A 24,253-nucleotide genomic window follows, 5' to 3' on the forward strand; every position below is an offset into this window, starting at 1 on the left:
TATCAATCGCTGTGTTGCATCCTCTAACCGGATTCAGAGGATGCAACACAGGGTCTGATACAGATCCGTTGTCCCGGACGGATCATCAGCCCACCGAGCCGGAGGAGAGTGCCTGTGGATGCGGACACGGACCACCTGCCCGCTCTGACGGAGACCTCCGCCAGGTGGTAGACGGCGAACTGGTAGACGACAGCCGGGCACTCGCGCAGTTTGCGCCCAACGGGATCGACCCGAACGAGACACTGACCAAGGACGCGGCCGACGACCTCGCCACCGCCCGGCCGACGCGCACCAGCCAGACCTATTCCGAGCAGTGGCGCTACTTCGCCCGCTGGTGTGCCGACAACGGCCGGCGTCCGGGTCCGCGCACCAGCGAGGCGACATGGTCTCCTGCGGCGCCGCGGCGGACGCGACGGCAAGGGCGCCCCCGTGAGCTCGCTGCGCCTGGCGATGGCGGCGATCCGCGGCGGTATCAACCGGTGGGGGCGACTCATGCCCATCCCCATCTCCGGAACCGGCATTACCGGCCATGCGGTGAACCGTGCCTTCAAGCTCATGGTCACCTGGACCGCCGAGTTCGACGCCAAGAACGCCACCAGCCACAGCCTGCGTGCCGGCGTCCCCGCGCAGCCCAGGACTACAGCCCTACGGAGATCCTCGTCATCACTGAGGACTGGAAGTCCACCAGCATGGTGGAAAAATACGCCAAGGCTGGCCTCCGCCGCGCTGGCAAGGACAACCTCAGTCGAGCCCAACAGGCTCTCGATGCATTGATCGTCTCGCCGCCGCCCAGTCTTACCACGTAGAAAGCGGCTCTTGCTATGTCGTGGACATCGGTCGAAAAATTCCGCCCACAGAGGCACGCCACTGACACCGCCCCCGAAGGCCCACGCCAATGTGTCGACCAATATTGCGACTAAAGATACCCGATGGCCCGCCAGGCACATCCTTGCAGGCCATCACCTTAATGATGTTCATCAAGAAGAAATCGATCTACGCTACCTAATCGGATTCTCACCAGGCCACGAGGCTCGTCACCCCTTAGCCCCATGGACTTTATATTCCAGAGCTTCAACCCGTGGCTTTCCAGGTCCGTCGCCTTTGAAGATCTTTGAACTCCATAGCCATGAAAACCCGGACCCCGATCCTGGTTTCATGTCTTGACAAAGTTCTTCGAAAGTCCCTGCAGAAACGGAGCTGGCAAATGGCAGTCACCGTTGCAGTACGCAGAGAGGCGCGAAGGACTTCATCCCCGTGACAATGACTGTTTCGCACCAGGTCAGCATGGCGGCACCCATCGCGCATACAAAGGCTCCACCGGAACGAAGAGCCGCCCACGCGTTGTGAGCGGCTCTTCGTTATTCTCTGCTGCTCAGGTGACGGGCTACGGAGCTCCTATCCGTAGAAATTCACCATAGATTCGATACATCAGAACTGCATATTTGTAATGGGCGTCGACAATCTCTCGCTCTTCGGTGGTCATGCCTTCCCCAAATCGTTCAAGGCGAGAGATAACCCCTTCAAGCAACCTCATGACGTCCGCCCGGCTCGGCCTAAATATCCCCTCGTCGACAAAAAGGATCACCTGGGTCACATGTTCATCAGCGAGAGCTAGATCGCCATGAATAAGTGCAAGATTCTCTCCCGAGCGCAGCAGATTCGCGTCTCGGCGTAGACTGGGAAACGGCAAGCGTCGCCAGAGGGTGTAGTTCTCCATGAACTCTGACAATGCCCCATCCTCTCGTTAGTCGGCGCCATACCAGAATGATACGACTCTGCCATCGGGGCCGACGATCCCACCCTTACCCGTCCGAGGGTCCACGTATTTTATCCCGCTCTCGCCGTCCGCCAGGTCTGCCTTGCTGGCATTGAGTCCTCTCTTCCCTCCTGGCTGGGCAATGCCCTTCGCCCAGTCGTCCGCATCCTGCAGGTACTGCTCGCGCGTGAAACCGCGCGCCTTTGCATGCTTGTCCCAGTGGTATTCAAAATGAGCCTGAGAGGATCTTTCGCTGGAATTGTAGAAGACGCTGTCAATTTTCTCGGTACACAACCCTGCATTGTGCACCAGCACGGGCACAGTACCGGCGAGCACATAGTACGTGTGATAAGCGCCCCCTTCCTGACTGCGTTTTCGCAGGTGGGCGGCAATCTACCGGTCCGTCAACGTGCGTGGAAGTGCGTTGTTGTCCGGGCCCGTTGCCGTCAGCGTTGCCGTCAGAGGTCTACACCACTGGGGGTTGTAGCGGGTGGCCGTGAGAGGGCGGTGGAGCGGGCTTTGCTCGGTGTCCTGCCCGGGTTGGGGTCGGGCATGGTCAAGGGGCCGTAAGCTTGGCCGCGATCTCGGGCAGGCTTTGGGCCTGCCCGCAATTTGGCCGAGTGGCCCCCTGGCCTTGCCCGACGCGGGCCCCGGACCGGGTAGGTGGGTAAAGCACGCTTCGCCGCCCGGCCAGCGCCTGAGCGCCCAGCTGAACCACGGAGCGTCGACGGCCGCTCGTTTCACCCGGTGCGAGCCGGTCGGCCTTCCGGTCGGCGCCTACCGTCGTCACGGTCTGGGTGCTGGCTGAGTCCTCCGTCCGGTCTGACTGCCCGTTGGGCCTGGGCACGGGTCTTCACCGGGACTGCCTGGCCTCTATCTCGTCTTGCGCGCGTAGGGGGCCGGGCCGTCGCGCGGTGGGGCGTAGACGAGAAGCGCGGGGCGGCTCGGCCTGCGGGCGCGCGCGGCCCGCGTAGGCGGGCCGCCTTGAACTCGTAGAGAAAGTTTCGACGCACTCTTCCAGTGAGGCCGCGCCTCGCCGTGATGCGAACCGACCTGCCCACCAGTGCTGTTCACGGAATGGCGCACAACCCGCTGCCACTGTGGCAAGCTCTCGGCCGAACCGTCCGGCTCCGGAACGCACCCGAGGGAGAAGCGGCGCGCGAAGTTTCGAGGCCGCTTCGACTCAGCAGTTGATCAACTCGCGGGCCACGAGGAGCTTTCCGCCGGCCTTGGCCACGGACCGGCTGACGCGGGCCTTCTCCGCGGGCAGCACCGAGAGCATCTCGCCGGTGGGAACGATGATGGTGTCGGCCTGGCCGTCGCGGAGCATCTGGATGGCGTAGGTGAGTCCTCGGCGCTGGGCGGGGTCGGTCGCGCCGTCGTCATCGTGGATCACTCCGGCGAGGTCGTGCCCGGTGTCGCGGGCGACGCGTTCGCACATGGCCTTGCGGGTCACCACGGGCTCGTCCTTGGCGGTGCACAGGTAGATGACGGCGGTGGGCTTCGCGGGCTTGGTCATCCTCGTCCCATCTCAGTGCGGGCGCGGCAGCGGACCGTCGGCGAGGCCGTGTCAGTCCGTGCGCGTTCGGTTACTGAGATCGTGTCGCCCCAGGGCGGGACGGCCCAGGACCGTGCGGGGTCAGTCCGCTGACCGTCGGAGCCGGAACTGATACATGACGTCTCAGCCGTGCTGGTCAGAGTTCGACGGCGAGGAAGTCCGCGAGGGCGACGAGTTGGGGGGACAGGCCGCGCTTGCGGCGGGTGACCAGGGTGGTGGCGATGTCGCGCGCGTAGCGCTGGTAGCGCAGCCATTCCGGGGCCGCGTTCTTGATGCCGGTGAGGATCTCGACGGCTCGTGCGTGGTCGCGCTGTTCGGTGTGGGCGGCGGCGAGGTCGAGCAGGTGGCGGTTGCGGTTGTTGGACGTCGACCGCCTCGGGACCGCAACCTGGGTCGAGAGCGCGAGGGCCTTGCCGTACTCGCGCTGGACCATGGCGTTCTCGACCTCCTTCATGGCCACCGTGGTGGGGCCGAAGGTCGTCCAGTACTCGTGGTAGTCGATCACCTCGCGGCCGACCAGGACGGCGGCGGCCTTGGCCTGCCGGATCATCTCGTCTGCCTCCGAGCTGCGGTTGTTACGGACAGCCGCGGCCGACCCCCGCAGCAGCAGCCAGCCCCAGGTGCCGAGGTGGCCGGCGCTGGAGTGCCGGAAGGACGGTTCGATCACATCCGCCGTCTCGACCGCGACCTGCTCGGCCTCGTCGAAGCGGCGCTGCCGCAGCAGGAGCCAGCACAGCGAGACCACCGCGGAGGCCGCGAGGACCTGATTGCCGCTCTGCTCGGCCAAGTCGATGGCCCGGCTCAACGCCTGGTAGGCGAGATCGTCGTGCCGCAGGTGGATCAGCGTGGAACCGGCCAGCTGATACGCCTGCGACTGTACCTCCAAGGCTGCCAACCGGGCGTCGCCATCGGCGAGTTCGGCGAGCTGCGCGGCCTCAGTCAGCACGCTGGGCAAGGCTCCGATCGTGGCGGCGTAGTCGTCGCCCTGGTACAGGCGATTACCCTCGCGCACCGAGGCCCGTAGGCCGGTGAGGGTCGGGGCATCGGCAGTGTCGTCGGCCAGCGCAACCCGACCCAGCCCACGGGCGGGCGTGATCACGCGGCGGATCGCCAGGATCCCGGCAGGGTCGGTCTCGGGTGCGACCGGTGGTTCGATCGGGCCGGTCTGCATCAGGTCCGTTGTCTTCACGCCGAGGGCCTGGGCGAGCTGGCGCAGGGTGCCCATGCGGGCGCTCTCGCGGTCGTTGCGCTCCAGCTTCCGGATGGTCGCCACCGACACCCCGGATGCCTCCGCCAACTGCTCCTGAGTCATGCCCCTGCGCCGACGGACCCGGCCGATCCGGTCCCCGATGCTCTCCGCCATGGCCACCCCTGCACCCGCGACTTCAATCCCCGCCAACCGTACGCCGCCCACCCAGCCACCGGCATGAACAGCCGGTAATCCCTGCTCGTTGCTGAGCGAGGTCAGCTGGGCTTCCGCGCGGTGCTCTTCTTCGGCTTGGCGGCGGCTTCCAGGGCCTCGACCCGCTCGCGCATCTCCTCGATCTGCTCCAGCGCGTCGGCCAGGACGTCCTCCAAGTGCTCCATGCGCTGGCGGGTCCTCAGCTCCTCCGGCGTCGGGCCGCTGTAGGTCTCCAACGCGCCAGGAACCGGCGCAAGCTGGCCGACAGCGACGACCTGCTCGACCCGGATGCCGCCCATCTCGGTCGGGACACCGCGCCGGATGCGCGTCCCCTTGCCCTCCACCACCAGCAGGCTGAGGGCGCGTTCTGCGGTCCGGTTGTCGATGCCGAGCATGTCGGCGACCCGCTCGTCGGTGAGCTCGGTTCCCTCCGGGAGCGTGCCGTCAGCGATCTTCTTCGCCAGCCGCTCGTAGGCGAGGCGGGAGGCCATCGTCGGGTCGTCCGCGCCAGGCACGTAGACGTCGGGTGCGGTGCCGGAACCGTCCCGAGTGAGCCACCGGTCGTCGATCAGCTTGCGGAGTGCCGCGTCCACCGCCGTGAGGGGTGCGCCGTACTGCTCGGCCAGGCTCTCGCGCGACGGAAGTTTGGTCCCTGGGGTGAGATCGCCGGTGCGGATCTGACGTTCTAGGTCGGCGCTGATCGTCTGGTAGGCGCGTTCCAGGTCGACAGTCTGGCTGACGAACGTGCCCTTGCCGGGCTTCGAGACCGCCCAGCCCCCGTCCCGCAGCACCGTCATGGCCTTCTGCACCGTCAGGCTCGACGCCTTGTACTCCTTCATCAGCTGGCTCTGCGAGGGCAGCAACTCGCCCGGCCGCAGGGCGTTGTCCCTGATCTGCTGCTTCAGGTCGTCGGCGATGCGCTCGAAGGTCAAGCGCGGGCCATCGGGCTGGGACACCAGTCCCCCTCCTCATGTGTGCGGTTCGACGCAGACCGGGAGCCACCCGCATCCGCCAGTGCCCAGGGTAGTCAGCCAGGGATGGGGTGGAAATCGAAAGGAAGGGATGGACTTGGATGGGGATGGATGGAGTGTGTTAACGTTCCGGCACGTGATCGCACCAGCGGTCACAGCGAACCCACCCGTTCCCGGAGGAACACATGCGCACCATCCCCGTCGACACCACCAGCGCGACCGCCATGCTCGGTGTCGTCCGCGACAAGGTGAAGGACTTCCAGACCGGCGAGATCGCCGTTGACAAGGAGACCGGCGCGAAGCTGCTCGTCGCGGACGTGATGTTCGTACTCGACGGCCGCGCCGAGATGATCTCGGTCACCGTCCCGGAGACCGGCCTCGCCAAGGGCACCAAGCCCGGCGCTCTCGTCGCTTTCACCGGCCTCGTCGCCACCCCGTGGGAGAACAACTTCAACGGCCAGGCCCGCCACGGCATCGCCTTCCGCGCCGCCGCCATCACCGCGAAGGCGGCCTGACCATGCCCACGACCAACCAGTACATATCGCCCGCCCTCGCGGCCTGGCTGCTCGTGCCGGTGGCGCTCCTCGCGCTCGCGCGCCTGGTCTTCGTCTCGGTCCGGTGGCTGCGGGCCGATGCCGAGACCCGGATCAGCCTCGGGCACGCCCGCCGCATCCGACGTACCTGGAAGCGGCTCGCACCGATGGCCAACCTCGCAGTCAAGGACTCCACCCCGGCAGGGCTGGAACACCTGAACACCGACGGGAAGCCGATCCAGCCGAAGATTCGAATCCCCCGGATCACCACCCGCGCCGACGAGTTCGGCGTCACCGTCACCGCCAACGCCCTACCGCGCGTCGGCCTCGAAGCCTGGCAGGACGCCGCCGACGACCTGCGCAACGGCTGGGGCATGACCCGCGTCAAGATCACCCAGCCCAAGCCCGGCCAGATCACCGCCCGCGGCTTCCGCCGTGAGCCACTGGATGCGCTCATGCCCTCACCACTCCTCGGGGCCAATGGCACCGTCGCGGTCCGGCCCAGTTCGCTCAGCACAGCTGACGACGTGCTGTTCGGCTGGGACGAGGACGGGCAGCGCATCCGCCTCAACCTGGCCAAGAGCGCCCACGGCCTCATCGCCGGAGTCACCAGGTCCGGCAAGTCGATCACCGTCAACACGCTGCTCGCGTACGCCTCGCTGATGCGGGACGTGCAGCTCGTGGTGATCGACCCCAACCTCGCCGCAGCCGCCCCCTGGTGGCGCACCGCCCACAAGGTCTGCACCTCCACCCATCCCGACGAGGCGTCCGACGTCCTCGCCTGGGTCCGGGAGGAGATGGACCGCCGCGAGAAGCTGTTCTGGTCCGCCCGAACCGACCGGATCACGGCGTTCAGCGAGGAGCTGCCGCTACTCCTGGTGGTGATCGACGAGGTCGCCAACTACACCCGGCACTCCGACCGCAAGGCCCGCGAGAGGTTCGAGGCCCAACTGCTGGCCATCGCCAGCCAGGGCGCCAAGTTCGGCATCCGCCTCTGGCTGGTCACCCAGAAGCCCTCCGCCGATGTCCTCTCCACCGCGATGCGCACCAACCTCTCCGCGCGGATCTGCCACCGGGTCGACACCGTCGAGGACTTCCTGCACCTCTTCCCGGACGGCCGGGAGCTGGAGGTCAGCGCCGCCGACCGCGAGATGCCGCAGGGCGTCTCCATCGCCTCCATCGGCGACATGCGCACCCCCGTGCGGATGCGCTCGGTCTACCTGCCCACCGAGGCGTGCTGGCAGATCAGCGACGCCATCTGCGACACCGGCCACCAGGTCCGCGACCTGCCCACCGGCACCGACTTCGTGAAGGCCGCCTTATGCACACCCAATCCCGCCTCCGGGCCAGATCCCGGCGGGCCTCGGCCGCCCGCAGACCTCTTCCCGGCAGGGGCGCGACCCTCCACCTCCGCCCCTGCCGGGGCCCGCCCCCGCTTCCGGCGCGTAGTGCGCCGTGCCCCAGAAGGGTCATGCCCTCATGACGTTCCCCACCCCTGATGCCCCGGCGTTCTCGCCGAAGGATCTGGCCTCGCTCGGCTCACTCGACCGGCTGCCTGGCCTGGTCCGCCAGCTCTCCACGCTCGGCGGGTGCTCTCGCCCGGTTCGCCTCGACGGGCACCGGACTGAGGTCGATACCGCGACCGGCCTGGTCCTCCGCCACCTCGACTCCAGCAAAATGCCCGCCGGGTGTCTGCTTGTCCGGTGCGGCAACCGCCGCGCCACCCGATGCGCGGCCTGCGCCGAGGTCTACCGCCAGGACACCTTCCAGCTCATCACCGCCGGCCTGCGCGGCGGCAAGACCGTCCCCGACACCGTCGGCCGCCATCCCCGCGTGTTCGCCACCTTCACCGCCCCGTCCTTCGGCCCGGTCCACAACCGCCCCACCGGCCCGTCCAGCTCAGCGCGCCGCTGCAAGTGCAGCCGGTCCCACGCCGAGGACGACCCGGTCCTCGGCTCCCCGCTCAGCCCGGACTGCTACGACTACCAGGGTGCGGTCCTCTGGAACGCCCATGCCCCGGCCCTGTGGTCCCGCTTCATGCTCAACCTCCGCCGCGAGGTCGCCCGCCTCGCCGGGGTGGCACAGCGCAAGCTGTCCACTGCCGTCAAGGTCTCGTACGCCAAGGTCGCCGAGTACCAGCGACGCGGACTCGTCCACTTCCACGCCGTCATCCGTCTCGACGGACCCGACGGCAATGCTGACCTCCTGCCTGCCTGGGCCACCACCGGCCTACTCACCGATGCCATCCGCGCCGCAGCAGCCCGGACCGTCGTTGCTGGCCCGGAACTCAACGGCGAGATCGTCGAGTTCGCGTTCGGCAACCAGCTCGACATACGGCCGATCCGGACCTCCGACTTCGACAACGGCACCCAGATCACCGAGCGCGCGGTCGCCGCATACATCGCCAAGTACGCCACCAAGGGAGCCGAAGGAGCCGCCGGCACCCTCGACCGCCGCCTCCGCCTGATCGGCGAACTCGCTCAGTGGGACATCCCCGTCCACGCGGAGAAGATGATCCGCACCGCCTGGGACCTCGGCGCACGACCCGAACTCGCCGACCTCAAGCTCCGCGCCTGGGCGCACATGCTCGGCTTCCGAGGCCACTTCTCCACCAAGACCCGCCAGTACTCCACCACGCTCGCCGAACTCCGTCAGGCCCGCGCCGACTGGCAGCGCGCGCAGGCCGGAACCCCGACCGCCGGGCCCGACGAGGCGTCGACACTCGTCCTCTCGCACTGGGCGTTCTCCGGTATCGGCCTCACCCCCGAACTCGCCCGGCTGGCCACTGCAGTCGCACCGCCGACGAAGCGACCGGGGGTGGCATCCGGTGCGTGACGACGAACTCCTCACCGTCCCCGAGGTCATGGCCCGCCTCAAGATCGGCCGCTCCACCGTCTACGACCTCATCCGCACCCGGCGGCTCGCCTCAGTCACCATCGGCCGCGCCCGCCGCATCCCCGCCTTGGCTCTCGCCGACTACATCCACGCGCACCTGGAAGAAGCAGCCTGATGACCACACCCCGCAAGAGCCGCGCCAACGGCGAAGGCACCATCTACCAGCGCAAGGACGGCCGCTGGGAAGCCGCCGGCTACGTCCTCGCCACCGACGGCAGCCGCAAGCGTGTCCGCGTCTACGGCACCACCCGCAAGGAAGCCGCCGACAAGCTCGCCGAACGCATCGCCGCCAGCAACCAGGGCCGACCTGTCGCAGCTGCCGACAGCACCGTGGCCGCGTACCTCACGTACTGGCTGGACAGCGTCGCCGTCCACCGCCTACGCGAGAACACCCACACCCGCTACCGCACCTGCGTCCGCCTCTATGTCGTACCCGGCCTCGGCCGGAAGAAGATCGCCCACCTCACCGCCAAGGACATTCGAACCTGGCTCGACCGGCTCCGCACCACCTGCCAGTGCTGCGCTCGTGGGCTTGACAGGCAACAGCGCTGCTGCACGGTCGGCCAGTGCTGCGGCAAGCGCCTGTCCCCGCTCACCGTCACCTACGTGCACTCGGTTCTCAAGTCCGCCCTGGAGCACGCAGTCCGCGAGGACGAACTCCCGCGCAACGTCGCCCGGAACATAAAGACCGGAACGCCCCGACCCCGACGCTTCGAGCCACTCACCGTCGTCGAGGCCCGCCGGTTCCTCGCGTCAGTCGAGGGTCACCGGCTGCAGGCCCTCTTCGAGCTCGCGCTCCGCACCGGTCTGCGCAAGGGCGAGCTCCTCGGCCTGCGCTGGGAAGACCTCGACCTCGACGGCGGCACCGCCAGCATCCGCCGCACCCTCCAGCGCACCCCCACCGGCGGCCTGACCACTCTGCCCACCAAGACCGTCAGCTCGGAACGCCGCATCGCCCTTCCCACCGAGTGCGTCCACGCACTCAAGCACCACCGCGAGCGGCAGGACCAGGAACGCGAGGCCGCCGGAGACGCCTGGACGGACAGCGGGTACGTCTTCACCGCGCCCGACGGCTCACCCACCGACCCGTCCACCCTGACCCGGCACTTCACCGCGCTGTGCCGGGCGGCCAGGCTCCGCCGTATCCGGTTTCACGACCTCCGACACACGGCCGCGACACTGCTCCTCGAACAGGGCGTCGAGCTCGTGGTGATCAAGGAACTACTCGGCCACGCCCACATCGGCGTCACCGCGACCGTGTACGCCCACGTCCGGCTCCGCCTCCAGCGCCAGGCGATCGACACCCTCGGCAACGCCCTTCGAGCGCCCGAGACCCCTGACGACCCGCCAAGTGCAGAACCCGTCCGTTGACGTTGCCGTCAGCGTTGCCGTCAGACCATGACGAAGGGCCCCTCGGAGACTTCTTCGAGGGGCCCTTCGTCAGCCCGGAGAACAGGGCCGAAATTTCCTCAGAACCCCAAATAGCTCATAGAAAGCTACTCGGGTTACTTATTTCGCAAGCTGGGGATTCAGCCCGCAGAACCCAACCCTAGCTAGGTCCTCGACCGCTCGCGAAACCTCAGCCCTAGTAACCGCTGGAACCACAAGAACATTCGCCATTGCGAAATATCCACCCACGGAGACCTCATCCGAGATTTCCTGAGCCAGCCGCACGGGGTCATAGATGGTCAGATCGAATGTCGCCTTCTCTGTCGAGACCTTCACATCGACCAAGTAGCCTTTGGCTTCAGTCTCGACTTCATAGCCGTCCAAGTACTCGGGGAATCTCAAGCTGTACTGGATCATCTAGTGGCCCCTCGCTCACCTGGTTCTGATCTGAGACAGCGCACCAGCATACTGCTCAGGTGTCAGATTAGCACCTGGCGCTGGCACAATCTCAAAGTGCCTAGGGTCGTTCCCTCGCTGAATAATGCGAAGAGAATCGGGCACGCTGCCCATATCTATGCCATGCGGCACGAACCCCTTACCGGCAACGCTTTCGGGGTTATCGAAGACAGACAGGCCATGCGTTTCCTTGACGAATCCCGTGGCCGGGTCAACCTTGTAGTCATTCGGGCGAGGAACAAAGCTCGGCGACTCACCCGGCCTCGCACCCCGGAAGCAGTTCTCTGGTCCAGGTCCGGCATTGTGCACCAGAATTGGGGTATTTCCAGCAAGCACATAGTACGTGTGGAGGTCGGCAACCGTAAGGTTGTATGTGAGGACCTGCTGATGATAGTTGCGTACACCGGCAACGGTGACTGCAGTTCCATTGGACGTACGAAGCTCCTCGCCCAGGTGGAGCTCACTCGCTTCGATCCAGCGGCTGTTGGTGAGGCTCCAGAAGGGGTGATGCCACGTCGTCGTCAGTGTTGATGCCCCAGGCCCATCTGACGCCTCTGCAGTTTGCGTTCCTTGGAGAGACAGATCTGTGAAGTCCTCGTCGTTCGGGGTCTCTACTACGGCGGTTACGGCCTTGTGAGAGGTTTCCCCCGTTTGAGGGTCTGTGGCGAGGACTTCGTCCCCGACCTCGACCTGTTCAATCGGCTTCTGGTCGCCGTTGGCCATGGCGACCAGGGTTCCGGCGACAAAGCTCTGACAGAGAGCAGCACGAGCTTCTGCGGAAAGACCCGTAAGTCTGCCCGGTTTTCCAGCTCCGCCCCGAGCCGCCAGACCCATCATCGAGCCGGCAACTGCGTTGGCGCTCTTCTCCATTGGCGAGGGCCCGAAGGGTGTTTCAAGAGGGTCGCCCATGGCTCCATGACCCTCCACCTGACCTGTGAGACCACAGTCGATGTAGAGGCAATAATGGACTCGAAAGAAGTCGGCTTCTTCCTCTGTGGCACCGAATTCCCACATCTGCAACGCAGCCCAGTCAAGAGTACCGGTGCCCGAGTTGTATTTCTGGAGAACGCGCCCAATCTCTGCAGCGCTGGTGTTTGTGTTGTTCCTTACGATCTCCTGATGCTGGGCCATCTCTGCGGTCCGCAGGAAGGCCTTCATAGTGCGCTCTTCCAGCGTCGGGCACGAGTTGTCATGGCGGCAGTCGAAGGATCCGTAGCCCTTGTTGCCGGTGTTTTCATTGAGGCTTGCAACTACTGTCTTAACGGCATTGGCGGCTCCGCCAATGACGTTGGAAACGATGCCGTCAAGTCCTCCCCAAAGGAGCCCTGAGGGGTCGGATCCGTTGATCGGGTCATTGTTGCTGTAGGCGTATCCGTTCCACTGCTGTGGATCGCCGGCGCTGAGGATGGGGTCCGAGCTGATGAAGCGTCCGGTGCGCGGGTCGTACTGGCGTGCTCCGAGGTTGGTCAGGCCGGTGGTCTCGTCCTTGGTGCCGCCGACGAAGCCCTTGCTGCCGGCCCATGCGGAGAGGCCGGGCTGGGTGCCGCGAGGGTTCCCGAACGGGTCGGAGGGGCGTCGGGTGACGGTCTGGTTGGTGTCGGTGTTGACCTGGACGCCGTTGGTTCCGTGCGGATCGGCGGCCTGGATCAGGACGGTGCCTCCACCGATGGGGGCGGTGACGCGGGTGTAGGTGAGGCCACCGGGCCCCGCGATGGACCGGGCGTTGGTCATGGAACCGCTGGCCGTGTCGAGGGTGAGCTCGTCGGTGGGCAGGTTGAGTGTCGTCCTGCCGGGGTTTCGGCGGATGAGCTGGTTGCCGTCGGCGTCGTAGAGGTAGGTGGTGGCACCGGCCTCGCCGGTCTTGGTGAGGGAGTCGAGCTTGTCCTCGCCGTTCCAGGTCAGGGTGGAGGTTCCGCCGGTGTCGGTGGTGGCAGTGGTGTTGCCCTTGGCGTCGTACTGGTAGGTGACGGCCTTGGTGCCAGCCGGTCCGCTGGTGGTGGAGGTGAGCAGGGCGTGGGGCCCGCCGGTTCCGCCGCCGGTGTTGGGGGCGTTGGTGGGGCTGTTGGTGGTCTTGGCTGCTCCGAAGGTCTGGGTGGTGGTGGTGTCGTTGAGGCTGTTGCCGGTGGTGTCGTGCTGGACGAGGCTGGTGCGGTTGCCGGTCGCGTCGTAGCTGTAGGTGTTCCAGTAGGGTGCAGGGCCGCCGACGGTGCGTCCGCCGGGGCTGACGGTGGCCGGGCCGTCCTTGTTGATGCAGGCGCCGGTTCCGGGCACCCTGCTGGAGCTGCCGGTGCCGTGGACGGTGCCGACGGAGTCGGTCCAGTCCGCGATAGTTGAGGTGCCGCCGGTGTCGGTCCAGGCGTTGGTGAGTCGGCCCAGGTAGTCGTAGGTGAGGCACTGGGTGTCGGTCGCCGCAGCGTCCTGGATGTTCGCGATCGAGGTGATCCGGCCGGACGGCGTGTAGGTGTAGCTCGTCTGGTTGACGGAGACGGTGTTGACCTGTCGGTCGATGAAGGAGTTGATGAGTCGGCCGGTGGCCCAGTCGTACTGCTGGGTGGAGACGACCTGCGCGCCGTAGCTGCCGGCGGTCGTGCGGACGGGCCGGGAGAGTGCGTCGTACTCGACCTTCGTGATGACCGCCTTGCCGCGGCTGGTCGCCGAGGTGAGGAGGCCGGTGACCGTCCGGCCGTAGCTGACGGTCTCGGCCGGCAGGCCGCCGGCGGCGGGGATGCCGACCTTGGTCAGCGAGCCGTTGACGTCGCTGTAGGTGTTGGTGTTGGTGTAGGTGCCTGCCAGTGCGCCTTCGGCGGAGGGGATGGTGACGGAGGTGCCGAGCGGCCGGTAGGCGGTGTCGTAGTCAGTGACCGCCTTGGTGTAGGCCGCGCCGCCGGCTCCGCCGACGTAGCGGGTGGAGGAGGTCAGCTGGCCCTTGACGATCGTGTCGTAGGTCCAGGACGCCAGTTGGTTCGCCGGCTTGATGCTGCCGTTGTACATGCCGGTCTTGCGGCCGAGCAGGTCGTAGGTGTAAGCGACGGTGTTGTTCTTGGCGTCGATTGTGTGGTCGATGCGGGAGTTGGCGTCGTAGAACGTCTGGGTGAGGCCGGTGTCCGGGTCGGACGCGGAGGTCTGCCGTCCCCGCAGGTCGTAGGTGTAGTTCCAGGTGTTGCCGCTGCTGTCGGTGTGGCGAGAGGCCAAGCCGCCGGGTGTGTAGTCGTAGGTGGTGACGTCAGCGTCCGCGGAATTGCCGGTCGCGGAGGCGGTGCGGTACTGCCACACGGCAGTAGCTCGGCCCCGGGCGTCCGTGACGGTCGAGGTCGGGGTCGCGCCTGCGGGCGGGGTGACGTCAGTGCGGTCCGCACCGGGGTAGTTGGTGCTGGTGGTCCACTGGAGGTTGCCGTAGGAGCGGAATTCCGAGCGCAGTACCCGGCCGGCGCCGTCGTAGGTGTTCCAGGTCTGGCTCGGTACCTGGCCGTCGCCCTGCGGGACGAAGACCGATTCGGTGGGGAAGGCGGTGCCCTGGTAGTACGGGGCCGAGGTCTTGATGACCCACCCGTGTGTGTCGTATGCGGTGTCGGTGATCAGTCGGCCGGTCGGGTACGCGGCACTGGTGCTCTGGCTCTGGCGGGGGCGCCCGAGCCCGTCGAGCAGGTCGATGGTCGCGGAGTAGGTGCGGCCGTCGTCGGTGATCGTCTCGGTCTTGGTCGCGGCCGGTCCGGACGCTCCCCTGACGGTGTAGGTGAACTTCTTGGTCGGGTTGTCGTTGGTCGGCCTGTCCGGTGCCCACACGGCGGTGGCGCGTCCCAGCGCGTCGTACTGGATGGTGGTCACGCGGCCGTTGGCGTCCCAACTGGTCAGCGGTGAGCCGCGGCCGGGGTCCTGGGTGACGGTCGTCGTCCAGTCCGCCCCCAGCGGTCCGGTGCTCCGGATCTCGGTGGGCAGGGTGCCCGAGGCCGGTGTGACGGCGACGGTCGTGACGGCGGGAGTGACCGAGGGGGCGCTCACTTGGGCGCCGGAGCGGTCGTAGGCGGAGCCGTCGGTCGTCGCGGTCGTCAGGGGCCGACCGTAGACGTCGAACGTTCCGCTGAGACTCTGGACGTAGACGGGGTTGCCCGCCTGGTCGAAGTGGTCGAGGACCTGGGCGCTGGTCTGGTCGCCGGAGGCGCCCGCCTTCCCGAAGGGCCTGCCGTCGTAGAGCGTGCGAATTCCGGTGATCGTGTTCGAGGCCGACGGCACGGTGCCGCACGCGCCCTGGACGGTGACGACCTCGGAGGCCAGCATGAGGCGCTGGGGGTTGTCGCTGGTCGCATAGCCGGTGGTGGTGCAGGTCTCGGGGGTGGCGGCGGTGCCGTCTCCCTTGTCGTCCACCTGGGTCACGCGGTTGCCGTGGGCCGGGTCGGTGGTCTCGACGGCGGTGGTGGTGCGCCAGCTGCCGTCGGCCAGCTTGGCCTTGGCGATCTTGGTGGTCTGTGAGTCCGCGTAACGGGCGTAGATCGTCGGCGCGCCCGTGCTCTGGGCGTGGGTAGCGGTGACCTGCTGGCCGTTGTAGGTGCTTCCGGAGACTGCCTGGACCTTGCCGCCGGCCTGGTCGTAGCTCTCGGTCGCGACGAGTCGGCCGCTGAGCCAGTCGTCGTCGGTGACGGTGCCGCCGAGGGGGCTTTCCACCTTGACGCTGCGCCGGGTGCCGTCGGCGCGGTAGTCGCCGTCCATGCCGCGTAGGAAGGTGGCGGTCTGCTGGGTCTTCGGCGCCTCGCTGACCGATCCGCTGCCGGTGGTCAGGGTCACCGACTGGTAGCCGCGGTAGTCGTTCCAGGTGCGGGTCTTGGGGTCGGTGAACTCGGCGTCGTTGCGGTGCCAGGCGGCACCCCCGTTGTAGGTGTACTCGGTGGTCTTGCCGATGGAGGGGGTGGAGACGAGGTCCTGTTCGGTGACGGCCTTGACCAGGGGCTTGTTGAACCAGTCGTTGACCGGGTCGGGCGATGACTGGCCCGGCAGGTACCACTTCACCGGCATGCACGCCATCGTGTTGCCGTCCTCGGAGGCCGGCATGTGCTTGTTGAGCCGGGAGCATTCGGGGTCGGTGTAGATGACGTTGATCCGTCCGCCGGTCTCAGTCGCGATGCCCTGGATGCGCGGGCGCACGAACATCGGCGCGGCCGGGACGAGGCCGTCGACGCGGTTGGCCAGCATCACGTAGGTGAACGTGACCGGTGGCAGGCTGATCGGGGCCTGGCCGTTGGAGCCCGTGCGCTGGATGGAGTCGAGCTGCAGGGTGCGCTTGGTGCCGTCGCCAGGGTCCGCGAGGGACTGGGACAGCGCCCAGGTGTCGACGTCCCGGTAGGCGGAGCCGACGAGGACCTGGGTGGTGATGGCGGTCAGGCGCTTGGTGGTGAAGAACGTCGGCGCGTAGTTCGAGCAGGTTCCCGATCCGGTGCAGATCTGGTCGATCGGCACGTCGGGCCAGGCGTCGGCGTTGGCGGCGGTGCGCTGGTCCTCCGCGCAGGTGATCGCGCCGGAGGCCTTGCAGCGCTCGTCGACCTTGAAGACGATCTTGGCGGCCGGGTTCGCGCCGCCCTTGGCGGCCTTCTGGTCGTCCAGGCGCTGGCCGTAGCCGATCTCCCGGAGGAAGGCGGCCCGCTGGTAGTCGGTGAGGGTGCCGTTGCCGTTGTTCTGGGCGCCGCCTCGGCTGTACTTGTTGCCCTCGGCGGCGTACTTGTACGTGGTCAGGTTGCCGTGGGTGTCGACGACATAGTCGAGTTGCCAGCGCCAGGCCATCTGGCACCAGGAGTTCTTGCCTGCGGCGGAGCTGTAGCAGGGGTCTCCGCCGTTGGGCGAGTAGACCGGGGTGGTAAGGACCGAGTTGGCGGCCGGGTCGCTGCCGTCGCCGTCGGGGAGGTGGTTGCGGCCGAAGTAGTACTGGGTTCCGTCGGGGGTGGTGACCCGCCAGTACTCCATGTCCCGGTAGTCGGTGTCGCCGACGGCCTTCGGGGCGCCGATGAGCTGCTCGATCTTGGAGCCGTCGTCGCTCTCGAAGTGCCAGACGCCGGTGGCGTCGTCCCGCACGATGGCGCCCGAGTGGCCGGCGAGGGAGATGGTGGCGTTCTGCCCGCCCCAGCACTGGTCGGCCGAGCCGGTGATGCCGGCCTTGTCGCAGCCGCGGTAGGACCGTTCGATGTAGCCGGGCTCGTAGCCCCAGCCGTCACCGATCCACGACGGCTGCGAGTTGGTCGCTGACGTCTTGCCGTCCACGGCAGCCGAGTTGTAGCCCAGCGCCACGGTGGGAACAGCTCCGCCGAGGGAACCGGGCACCTGGATCGGGTAGTTGTAGGTGAAGTTGCCCGCGTTCGACCCGGCCTTCCAGGCCGAGGACGGCGACAGCGGTGTCGCGGCGAAGCTGCCCATGGCGCCCGACGGAGAGGGCGTCGGCGCGATCACCACAGGGCCGCCGGTGCCGCCGGTGCCCGTCCCGTTGCCGGTCGCTGCCTGGGCGGACGTCTGTGCAGCGGTGTAGGAGGCCTTGACGGCACCGTTCTGCGCACCGCTGGACGCGGTGGCAGGAGGAAGGGTGACGTCTGCGGTGAGTGTGCCGGACGCGTCGGACTTCGCCGGGACCGGCGTCTGCGTACGGCACTCGGGGCGTTCCGGTGTCGTCAGCGAGCAGGCCGGCAGGGCGACCAGGCCGGCCCGGTCGGACCATCCGTGTGCCTGCAGGGCCTTGAGGTCCAGGGTGACGCGCGCCTCGCGCCCGCTGCCCGTCGTCGCCGCGTCGGCGTCGGTCAGCGCCACCAGCGGGCCGGTGACGCCTGCGGCCCTGCCCTTGTCCTGTGCGGCGACCTCGACCTTGACCGTGTGCGCGCTCTCGCCCGCACCGGCCCCGGGCGAGACCCGGACGGCCAGGTCCCCGGCCTTGGCCCCCGTCGCGCCGCCGGAGGCGGGCGACGCTCCGCCGGTCGCCCTGCGGGCGGCCTCCGCCTCGGCACCGTCGGGCCCCAGCGTGACCGTCGCGCTGCCCGTGACAACGGGTGCCGCGACCTCCGGCTTCCAGTCGGCCGGCTTGTCGACGGCCTTGGCCGTCGACTGGGCGTCATGTCCCTTCACCGACACGGTGGCTTCGCCCAGCGGGGTGTGCGGAGGAACCCACACATCCCCCTCCGGCGCCGGGTACGTCCAGGCCACCGCAGGCGGCACGGCCAGCCCCGTCATGGCCAGGGCGAGCACCGTCGCCACCGCGGGTGACCGCCATCGGCCTCTTGTCGTCTTCGTCCCAGCCCGTATCCGGGCAGGCCAAACCCCCACCGTGCGTCCTTTCGAGGATTCTCGACACAGCGTCATACAGGCGTAGCTGTGCCCTTGCTGGGCGTGACACTATGTGAGGCCTCGGACACATCGCCAGGTTGTTCGATCACCATGCATTAGAACTTTGTAAAGTCTTGACTCTTCGCGCCGGAACCATCCGGGCATGTCCCCTCAATACGGCAACGCGTTTGACCAATCCACAGACCAGGCCGCATCGTTCCGACCCGAACGCAACACCCAGACAGGGGTGGCGCATCGGGAGGGGAGCGCAAACCAGACATGTCCAACACATCACGCACACTTCCACCCACACCACCACCGCCATCGATACGAGGGCGGCGGGCGGTCCGCCTCGCCGCCCTGGGCGCCAGCTGCGCCCTGAGCGTGAGTCTGCTGGCCGCACCCGTGGCGCTCGCCGCCGGAACCGCGCCCCCGCCCTCGCATGGACCGACCGGTCCGATCCCGCCGCTGGTGCCGCCCACGCCGGGCCCGGCCCGCACACCTGTGCAGCAGGCCATGGTCGACGCCGTCACCAAGGCGAAGTCGACGGGCAAGGCGGTGGTCGTGGACGCCATGACCACTGAGGTGTCCAAGACCCTCGCGAACCCGGACGGCACCCTCACCACCACCGACAACGCCCAGGCCGTGCGGACCAAGCAGAACGGGGCGTGGGCGGACCTCGACCCGACCCTGCGCCCGAACTCCGACGGCACGCTGAGCCCCGCCGTGGCGAGCACCGCTCTGGCCTTCTCCGGCGGCGGCAGCGGCCCGATGGCGACCGTGTCGACTTCCGACGGCAAGCGGCTCTCGTTCGGCGCGCCGTTCGCACTGCCCAAGCCAGCCCTGGACGGGGCGACCGCGACCTATGCGAACGTGCTGCCCGGGGTCGACCTCCAGCTGACCGCGCTGCCCATCGGGGGGTGGCGCGACGTGATCGTGGTCCGTACTCCCGAGGCGGCCGCGAACCCGGCGCTGAAGACCCTGCGGTTCCCGATCACCGCCCAGGGCCTGTCGGTGACCTCCGACCCCCAGGGGCACATCGACGTCAAGGACGACAAGGGCGCATTGCGGTTCCGCTCGCCCTCGCCGCTGCAGTGGGACTCCTCCACCACCCCGGCGGCGCCCGCTCCCGCGTCGAAGAGCGTGAAGGCCTCCTTCGCCGCCGCACCCGCTGCCGACTCCGTACCCGCCGCGGGCGTGCGGTCCTCCGCCGAGGAGCCCGGTGACGGGGCGAACGTGGCCTCCATCGCGACCAGGGTCACCTCCGCCGCCGTCGAGCTGACGCCGAACCAGGACGCACTCGGTTCCGGCACCGGCCCGTGGTACCTCGACCCGTCCCTGGTCGCGACGAGTTCGGTCCAGGGCTCGGTGGAGGTCCAGGAGAACCACAAGACGGCGGAGAACCTCAACAAGAAGAACAACCTCGCCACGGGGTTCTGCGGCTACCACAGCAGCGACCCCAACCTCGACTGCGGCAGCGAGGGGCGCCAGCGCGCCTACTTCCAGTTCGGCATCAACCCCGCGCTCTACACCAAGCCGGGTGGGGCGGAGAGCCCGCCGACCATCTTCACCTCCACCCTCAACGCCCAGGTCACCAGCGCCTCCAGCCCCGGGACGGACACACCGTTCGAGGTGTTCTCGGCGCCCAGGCCGATCCACGAGCACACCAGCTGGAACGACCAGCCCTGCGGCACCAACGGCGTCATCGTCATGGAGAACTGCCCCGCCGTCAACGGCCAGCGGCTCACCGGCACGGGCCCGCTGGCCATCGACGTGACCGACATCATGAAGCAGGCCATCGCCGGCCAGTGGCCTTGGTGGACTGCGGCCATCGCCCCGCAGACCAACGAGTGGGACCAGACGTTCCGCCACTACATCGCCAACAACCCGTACATCACCACCACCTACGACATCGCCCCCACCGTCTGGTGGACGCGCGCCACCCCCACCCCCGGGTTCGCAAGCGACAACAGCTCGGCACCGTGCACCACCGGCGGCGCCCATCCATGGGACAACCCGGGCTGGATCGGCAGCAACCAGAACATCTACCTGACCGCGAACAGCTACTCCCCGGCCGGCATGTCCCTGTACACGAGCTACCGGATGTGGGACGACAACGACGCCAACTTCTCCTTCACCGACGGACGGTGGGGCGGCAGCTTCAACAACCCCGCCGAATCCGTCACGCCGGGTCCGCTGTCCGACGGCCACCAGTACGGCTGGTACGCCCAGTCCGGCGACGGCACCCTCAGCTCGCCCGGCAGCGGGTGGTGCTACTTCCGCGTCGACCGGACGAACCCCCGCGTCAGCGTCAGCTCCGCCGACTTCCCGCCGTCCGGGACCCCGAATCCGACCCCGGCCAAGTACATGAACGACTGGGGCAGGTTCACGATCAACGCCGAGGACCCGGTCCCCGGCCCCGGCCTGCGGGCCTCCGGTGTCGCCTGTGTGCGGGTGAGCACCGACCCGACCCCCGTCGTCGGCTGGAAGTGCGGCCAGAACGACACCTTCGCGCCCGGACAGCCGTACGACTACCAGGCGAAGCAGTGGGGCACCAACACCCTGTACGCGTGGGCCATGGACAACGCCGGCAACTACAGCCAGCCCGCGGTCTACAACTTCTACGTGCCGTGGAAGCCCGGCACCCAGCCGCTGTTCGGCGACGTCACGAACGACCAGAAGCCGGACATCGTCCTCGCCGACAAGAACGGCGACCTGCGGATCATCGGCGGCGGCACGGACCCGTCGACCTCGCTGGCGGCTCCCGCCGCCGCGGCCCCGGGCAACCGCGAGTTCGGCGCCACCTGGGCCGACTTCCAGATCAGCCACCACGGCACCTTCGCCGTCGGCCAGCCGGTCGACCAGCTCGTCGCCCACTACAACAAGGACAAGACGCCCCAGCTCAAGGACGTCATGTACCTGATTCCCAACGACGGCACCGGCCGCTTCGGCACGCTGACCCCGTCCGCGCTGAACCGCCCCACCACCTGCACCACCTACGGAACCGGCAAGCCCTGCCCCGCCTACACGCAGAAGGTCTGGAGCAATGTCTCCCAGGTCGTGGCCATCGGCACCCCCGAGGGGGAGGCCGTCGGCGGCGAGCCCGGCCACCCGGACCACAAGGTCATGATGACCCAGACCTCCCTGCTCACCGTGGAGAACAACAGCCTCTACCTCTTCCAGCCCAACGGGCTCGCCGAAGGCCTCGACACGGCGACGCTCATCCCGACCGCGAGCGGCAACTGGTCGGACTTCGAGATCCTCACCCCCGGTGCCGCCAACGGCGCCACGACGATGCCGGGGGCCACGGACCCGACGTACCAGACCACCGTCTGGGCCCGTCACCGTACCAACGGCAACATCTACGCCTACCCGCTGGCTTGGAAGGCCGACGGCACCGTCGACTACTCGGCCCTGACCAAGCCGGACGCCGGCACGCCGATCCTGACCGGCGCCAACTGGACGGTCGCCGCCCAGCCGCAGGTCGGTGCCGCCGACCTGAACAACGACGGCTACCCCGACCTCTGGGCCATCAACAACAGCAACGCCATCACCGTCTTCCCCGGCAAGAGCAGCACCGGCACGAAGAACAAGGTCGACGGCTTCGACAGCTGGAAGTTCCTCGGCTACTCCGACGCCAGCACCTCCCTTCACCCCAACCTGGCCTCCTGGCAGTGCATGGACGCCTGGGGCGGCCCCCGGGACGGCGCGCCGCTGGCCATCGGCAGCTGCTGGAACAGCGTGAACCAGAGGTTCAACCTCAGCACGGACGGCACCATCCGGGCCGGCTCCTACTGCGTCTCCACCGTCGGCAACGCCAACACCAACGGGACCCAGCTCTCCCTGGCCAACTGCGACGGCAGGCCCACCCAGCAGTGGTCCGTGCGCCCGGACGGCCGCATCATCAACCAGACCACCATCACCGGCGGCGACCCCAACACCGGGCGCTGCATCGAGCTGAACAACTGGCACACCGAACAGGGCACCCGGCTCGACATCTGGGACTGCCCCGGACTCTTCGACAACAGCCGCTGGACCCTCCAGCCCGAACGCACCCCGTAACCCGTCAGCCACCTCATGAGATGACCTGAAGCACTACCCCGCGGGGCGGGGCTCCGAGGAAACCCGGAGCCCCGCCCCGCGGGCATAGGTCGACAGCTGGAAGGGCGGCAGCCTTCCACCTGCAGAGGCGTGATCGAGTAGTAGCGCCGACCGCAGCTGAGTACGCGTACTCAGGCGGGGCGGGCCGCGGCTGCCGGAGCATGGGGTCTGCACCCGACGGTGACTCCGAGGTTCCGAGGGGCCACTGCGGGCGGTCGTCTGATGCCTCGCGCGGCCGGACGTTGGGTACCACCGCTCGGTGGTGGAGCCGGGCGTCCCTCGCGGTCCGACCGTGTGTGCGGCGGCCGGGTCTGCCAGTGTTCTTGTCCTCCTACCAACCCCTCCACGGAGTCCCTTTCATGCGTACCGACCTCCTGTTGCGTGCGGCCGTGCCCGCGACCGCGGCGCTCGCCCTCCTGCTGAGTGCCTGCGGGCCGGACCAGGGCGGCGCGGACGCCCCCGTCGCCGGGCCGTCGTCGGCCGCCTCAACGGGAGGGACGGGCGGCACAACCGCACCGGCCGTCACATCCGTGGCCTCCGACCCCGCTCAAACCGGCTCGAGCCCGAGCCAGAGCGCCACCGCGGGCGGTCGCTTCGCGGGTGCCCTGGCGATCGGAGCGAAGACCCAGGGCACCTACCACGACGGTGACAAGGGTGACATCTCGCTCAGCATCGGCCCGACGAGTGTGGTCAAGGGCGACATCGGCGACCTGGCCAAGTTCCTCAAGCCGGAGGACATGACCGGGAAGACGCCGTACTACGTGAACGTCAGCTACACCCACACCGGCGGCGACGGGATCTTCGAGCCCTACTTCAACCGGCAGCTGCGGGCGATGGTGAGCGACACCGCCCAGGCCCGCAAGGTCGACCTGCTCAGCAGCTTCCCGAAGTGCGAGAGCGACGTCCCGAAGGGCGGCAAGGACTTCGTCAAGGGCCAGAGCGAGCACGAGTGCGCGATCTACCTGGCGCCGACCGACAAGCCCCTGACGAACCTGCTGTGGATCGACAAGGACGGCAAGCCCCTCGCCTGGAAGGCGAGCTGACGGTACTGCGGAAGAGGCAGGGCGCGTCCGCGTCGTGCGCCAGGCGCCATCGGGCCCGACCAGGTCAGGTCGTCCATCCGGCCGACCGGAACGGGATGGCCAGAGCGCTGCGACAGGCACGCCTGTGGCCGGGTCCGTCCCCTGTGCGGACCCGGCCGGGTGCCCCTGAGGGGCGTGGTGGGGTTTGTGGTCAGGCGGTGTGCGGTGGTTCGCCCGGGAGGTGGGAGGAGCAGGACGGGACTCCGTCGAGCCAGGCCGGGCCTTGGATGTAGATGTTGCTGATCCAGCTGTTGTAGTCGGGCAGGAACGACCAGGCGTCGTTGGTGACGCCTTCGGCGGTGACGGACTCGCCGCGGTCCTGGCAGAGGATGCGGACGTGGGTCGGGCCGGGGAAGCTGTGTGCCCGCGCGCTGGTGGTGGAGGGGTCGGTGTGGGTCCAGACGTCGGTGCCCCAGGTGGAGAAGCCGCCGGCCGAGGGCCGCGGTGCGCCGCCGCAGTCGGGGACGCCGTCGAGCCAGGCCGCGCCCTGGATGTAGATGTTGGTCACCCAGGCCTTGTAGTCCGGCAGGTAGGACCACGCGTCGTTGGTGATGCCCTCCGCCGTGACCGACTCCCCGTGCTTCTGGCACCCGATGTTGATCCGCGTCGGGCCGCCGAGCTGCACGGCCCGTGCACTGGTCGTGGAGGCGTCCGTGTGGGTCCACACGCCGGTGCCCCAGGTCGAGTAGGCGCCGGTGGGCGGTCCGCCGCAATCGGGTATGCCGTCGAGCCAGGCCGCGCCCTGGATGTAGATGTTGGTCACCCAGGCCTTGTAGTCCGGCAGGTAGGACCACGCGTCGTTGGTGATGCCCTCCGCCGT

The 24,253-nt window shown here is 68.0% G+C and carries 15 protein-coding genes and 1 pseudogene; 8 read left to right on the plus strand and 8 right to left on the minus strand.

Annotation, left to right across the window (positions count from 1 at the left end):
* Positions 1–429 precede the first annotated feature (429 nt).
* Positions 430–774, plus strand: coding sequence for a hypothetical protein (locus AB0F71_RS18700; protein ID WP_360235152.1), 345 nt, complete (start codon positions 430–432; stop codon positions 772–774).
* 610 nt (positions 775–1,384) lie between these two features.
* Here AB0F71_RS18700 and AB0F71_RS18705 read toward each other — a convergent pair.
* From AB0F71_RS18705 to AB0F71_RS18725, 5 genes are all read right to left on the minus strand, one after another.
* Positions 1,385–1,717, minus strand: coding sequence for a hypothetical protein (locus AB0F71_RS18705; protein ID WP_360235155.1), 333 nt, complete (start codon positions 1,715–1,717; stop codon positions 1,385–1,387).
* Between the two features lie 27 nt (positions 1,718–1,744).
* On the minus strand, positions 1,745–2,071 hold the full coding sequence (locus AB0F71_RS18710; protein WP_360235158.1) for a hypothetical protein: 327 nt from the start codon (positions 2,069–2,071) through the stop codon (positions 1,745–1,747).
* 868 nt (positions 2,072–2,939) lie between these two features.
* Positions 2,940–3,275 (minus strand): hypothetical protein, encoded by a 336-nt coding sequence (locus AB0F71_RS18715; protein ID WP_360235161.1) that lies wholly within the window; start codon positions 3,273–3,275, stop codon positions 2,940–2,942.
* Between the two features lie 175 nt (positions 3,276–3,450).
* Positions 3,451–4,677, minus strand: coding sequence for a helix-turn-helix transcriptional regulator (locus AB0F71_RS18720; protein ID WP_360235164.1), 1,227 nt, complete (start codon positions 4,675–4,677; stop codon positions 3,451–3,453).
* A 101-nt stretch (positions 4,678–4,778) separates the two neighbouring features.
* Positions 4,779–5,672 carry a GntR family transcriptional regulator gene (locus AB0F71_RS18725; protein ID WP_360235167.1) on the minus strand — a complete coding sequence of 298 codons (894 nt, stop codon included), beginning with the start codon at positions 5,670–5,672 and terminating at the stop codon, positions 4,779–4,781.
* A gap of 200 nt (positions 5,673–5,872) precedes the next feature.
* Between AB0F71_RS18725 and AB0F71_RS18730 the strand changes: the two genes are divergently transcribed.
* The 5 genes from AB0F71_RS18730 to AB0F71_RS18750 are packed head-to-tail and all read left to right on the plus strand — an operon-like array spanning position 5,873 to position 10,486.
* Positions 5,873–6,202, plus strand: coding sequence for a hypothetical protein (locus AB0F71_RS18730; RefSeq protein ID WP_360235170.1), 330 nt, complete (start codon positions 5,873–5,875; stop codon positions 6,200–6,202).
* A gap of 2 nt (positions 6,203–6,204) precedes the next feature.
* Positions 6,205–7,719 carry an FtsK/SpoIIIE domain-containing protein gene (locus tag AB0F71_RS18735; protein WP_360235173.1) on the plus strand — a complete coding sequence of 505 codons (1,515 nt, stop codon included), beginning with the start codon at positions 6,205–6,207 and terminating at the stop codon, positions 7,717–7,719.
* Positions 7,700–9,055: a replication initiator gene (locus AB0F71_RS18740; protein ID WP_360235176.1), complete on the plus strand. Its 1,356-nt coding sequence runs from the start codon at positions 7,700–7,702 to the stop codon at positions 9,053–9,055. The genes AB0F71_RS18735 and AB0F71_RS18740 overlap by 20 nt, the downstream gene beginning before the upstream one ends.
* Complete coding sequence (locus tag AB0F71_RS18745) at positions 9,048–9,230, plus strand: helix-turn-helix domain-containing protein (protein ID WP_360235179.1); 183 nt, start codon at positions 9,048–9,050, stop codon at positions 9,228–9,230. The genes AB0F71_RS18740 and AB0F71_RS18745 overlap by 8 nt, the downstream gene beginning before the upstream one ends.
* A complete protein-coding gene (locus AB0F71_RS18750; RefSeq protein WP_360235182.1) occupies positions 9,230–10,486 on the plus strand; it encodes a tyrosine-type recombinase/integrase in 1,257 nt (418 codons plus the stop codon). Before AB0F71_RS18745 ends, AB0F71_RS18750 begins: the two co-directional genes overlap by 1 nt.
* 138 nt (positions 10,487–10,624) lie before the next feature.
* On the opposite strand, the gene AB0F71_RS18755 is transcribed toward AB0F71_RS18750, so the two are convergent.
* Together AB0F71_RS18755 and AB0F71_RS18760 are read right to left on the minus strand one after the other, a co-directional pair.
* Positions 10,625–10,921: a hypothetical protein gene (locus AB0F71_RS18755; RefSeq protein WP_360235185.1), complete on the minus strand. Its 297-nt coding sequence runs from the start codon at positions 10,919–10,921 to the stop codon at positions 10,625–10,627.
* A 15-nt stretch (positions 10,922–10,936) separates the two neighbouring features.
* On the minus strand, positions 10,937–18,181 hold the full coding sequence (locus AB0F71_RS18760; RefSeq protein WP_360235188.1) for a polymorphic toxin-type HINT domain-containing protein: 7,245 nt from the start codon (positions 18,179–18,181) through the stop codon (positions 10,937–10,939).
* A gap of 540 nt (positions 18,182–18,721) precedes the next feature.
* Between AB0F71_RS18760 and AB0F71_RS18765 the strand changes: the two genes are divergently transcribed.
* Positions 18,722–22,312 (plus strand): RICIN domain-containing protein, encoded by a 3,591-nt coding sequence (locus AB0F71_RS18765; protein WP_360235190.1) that lies wholly within the window; start codon positions 18,722–18,724, stop codon positions 22,310–22,312.
* Positions 22,313–22,710: 398 nt separating this feature from the next.
* Positions 22,711–23,394 carry a hypothetical protein gene (locus AB0F71_RS18770; protein WP_360235193.1) on the plus strand — a complete coding sequence of 228 codons (684 nt, stop codon included), beginning with the start codon at positions 22,711–22,713 and terminating at the stop codon, positions 23,392–23,394.
* Between the two features lie 190 nt (positions 23,395–23,584).
* Here AB0F71_RS18770 and AB0F71_RS18775 read toward each other — a convergent pair.
* Positions 23,585–24,253: pseudogene (locus AB0F71_RS18775) on the minus strand (hypothetical protein); the annotation flags it as partial.

It is taken from the genome of Kitasatospora sp. NPDC028055, assembly GCF_040637885.1.
GTDB lineage: Bacteria > Actinomycetota > Actinomycetes > Streptomycetales > Streptomycetaceae > Kitasatospora.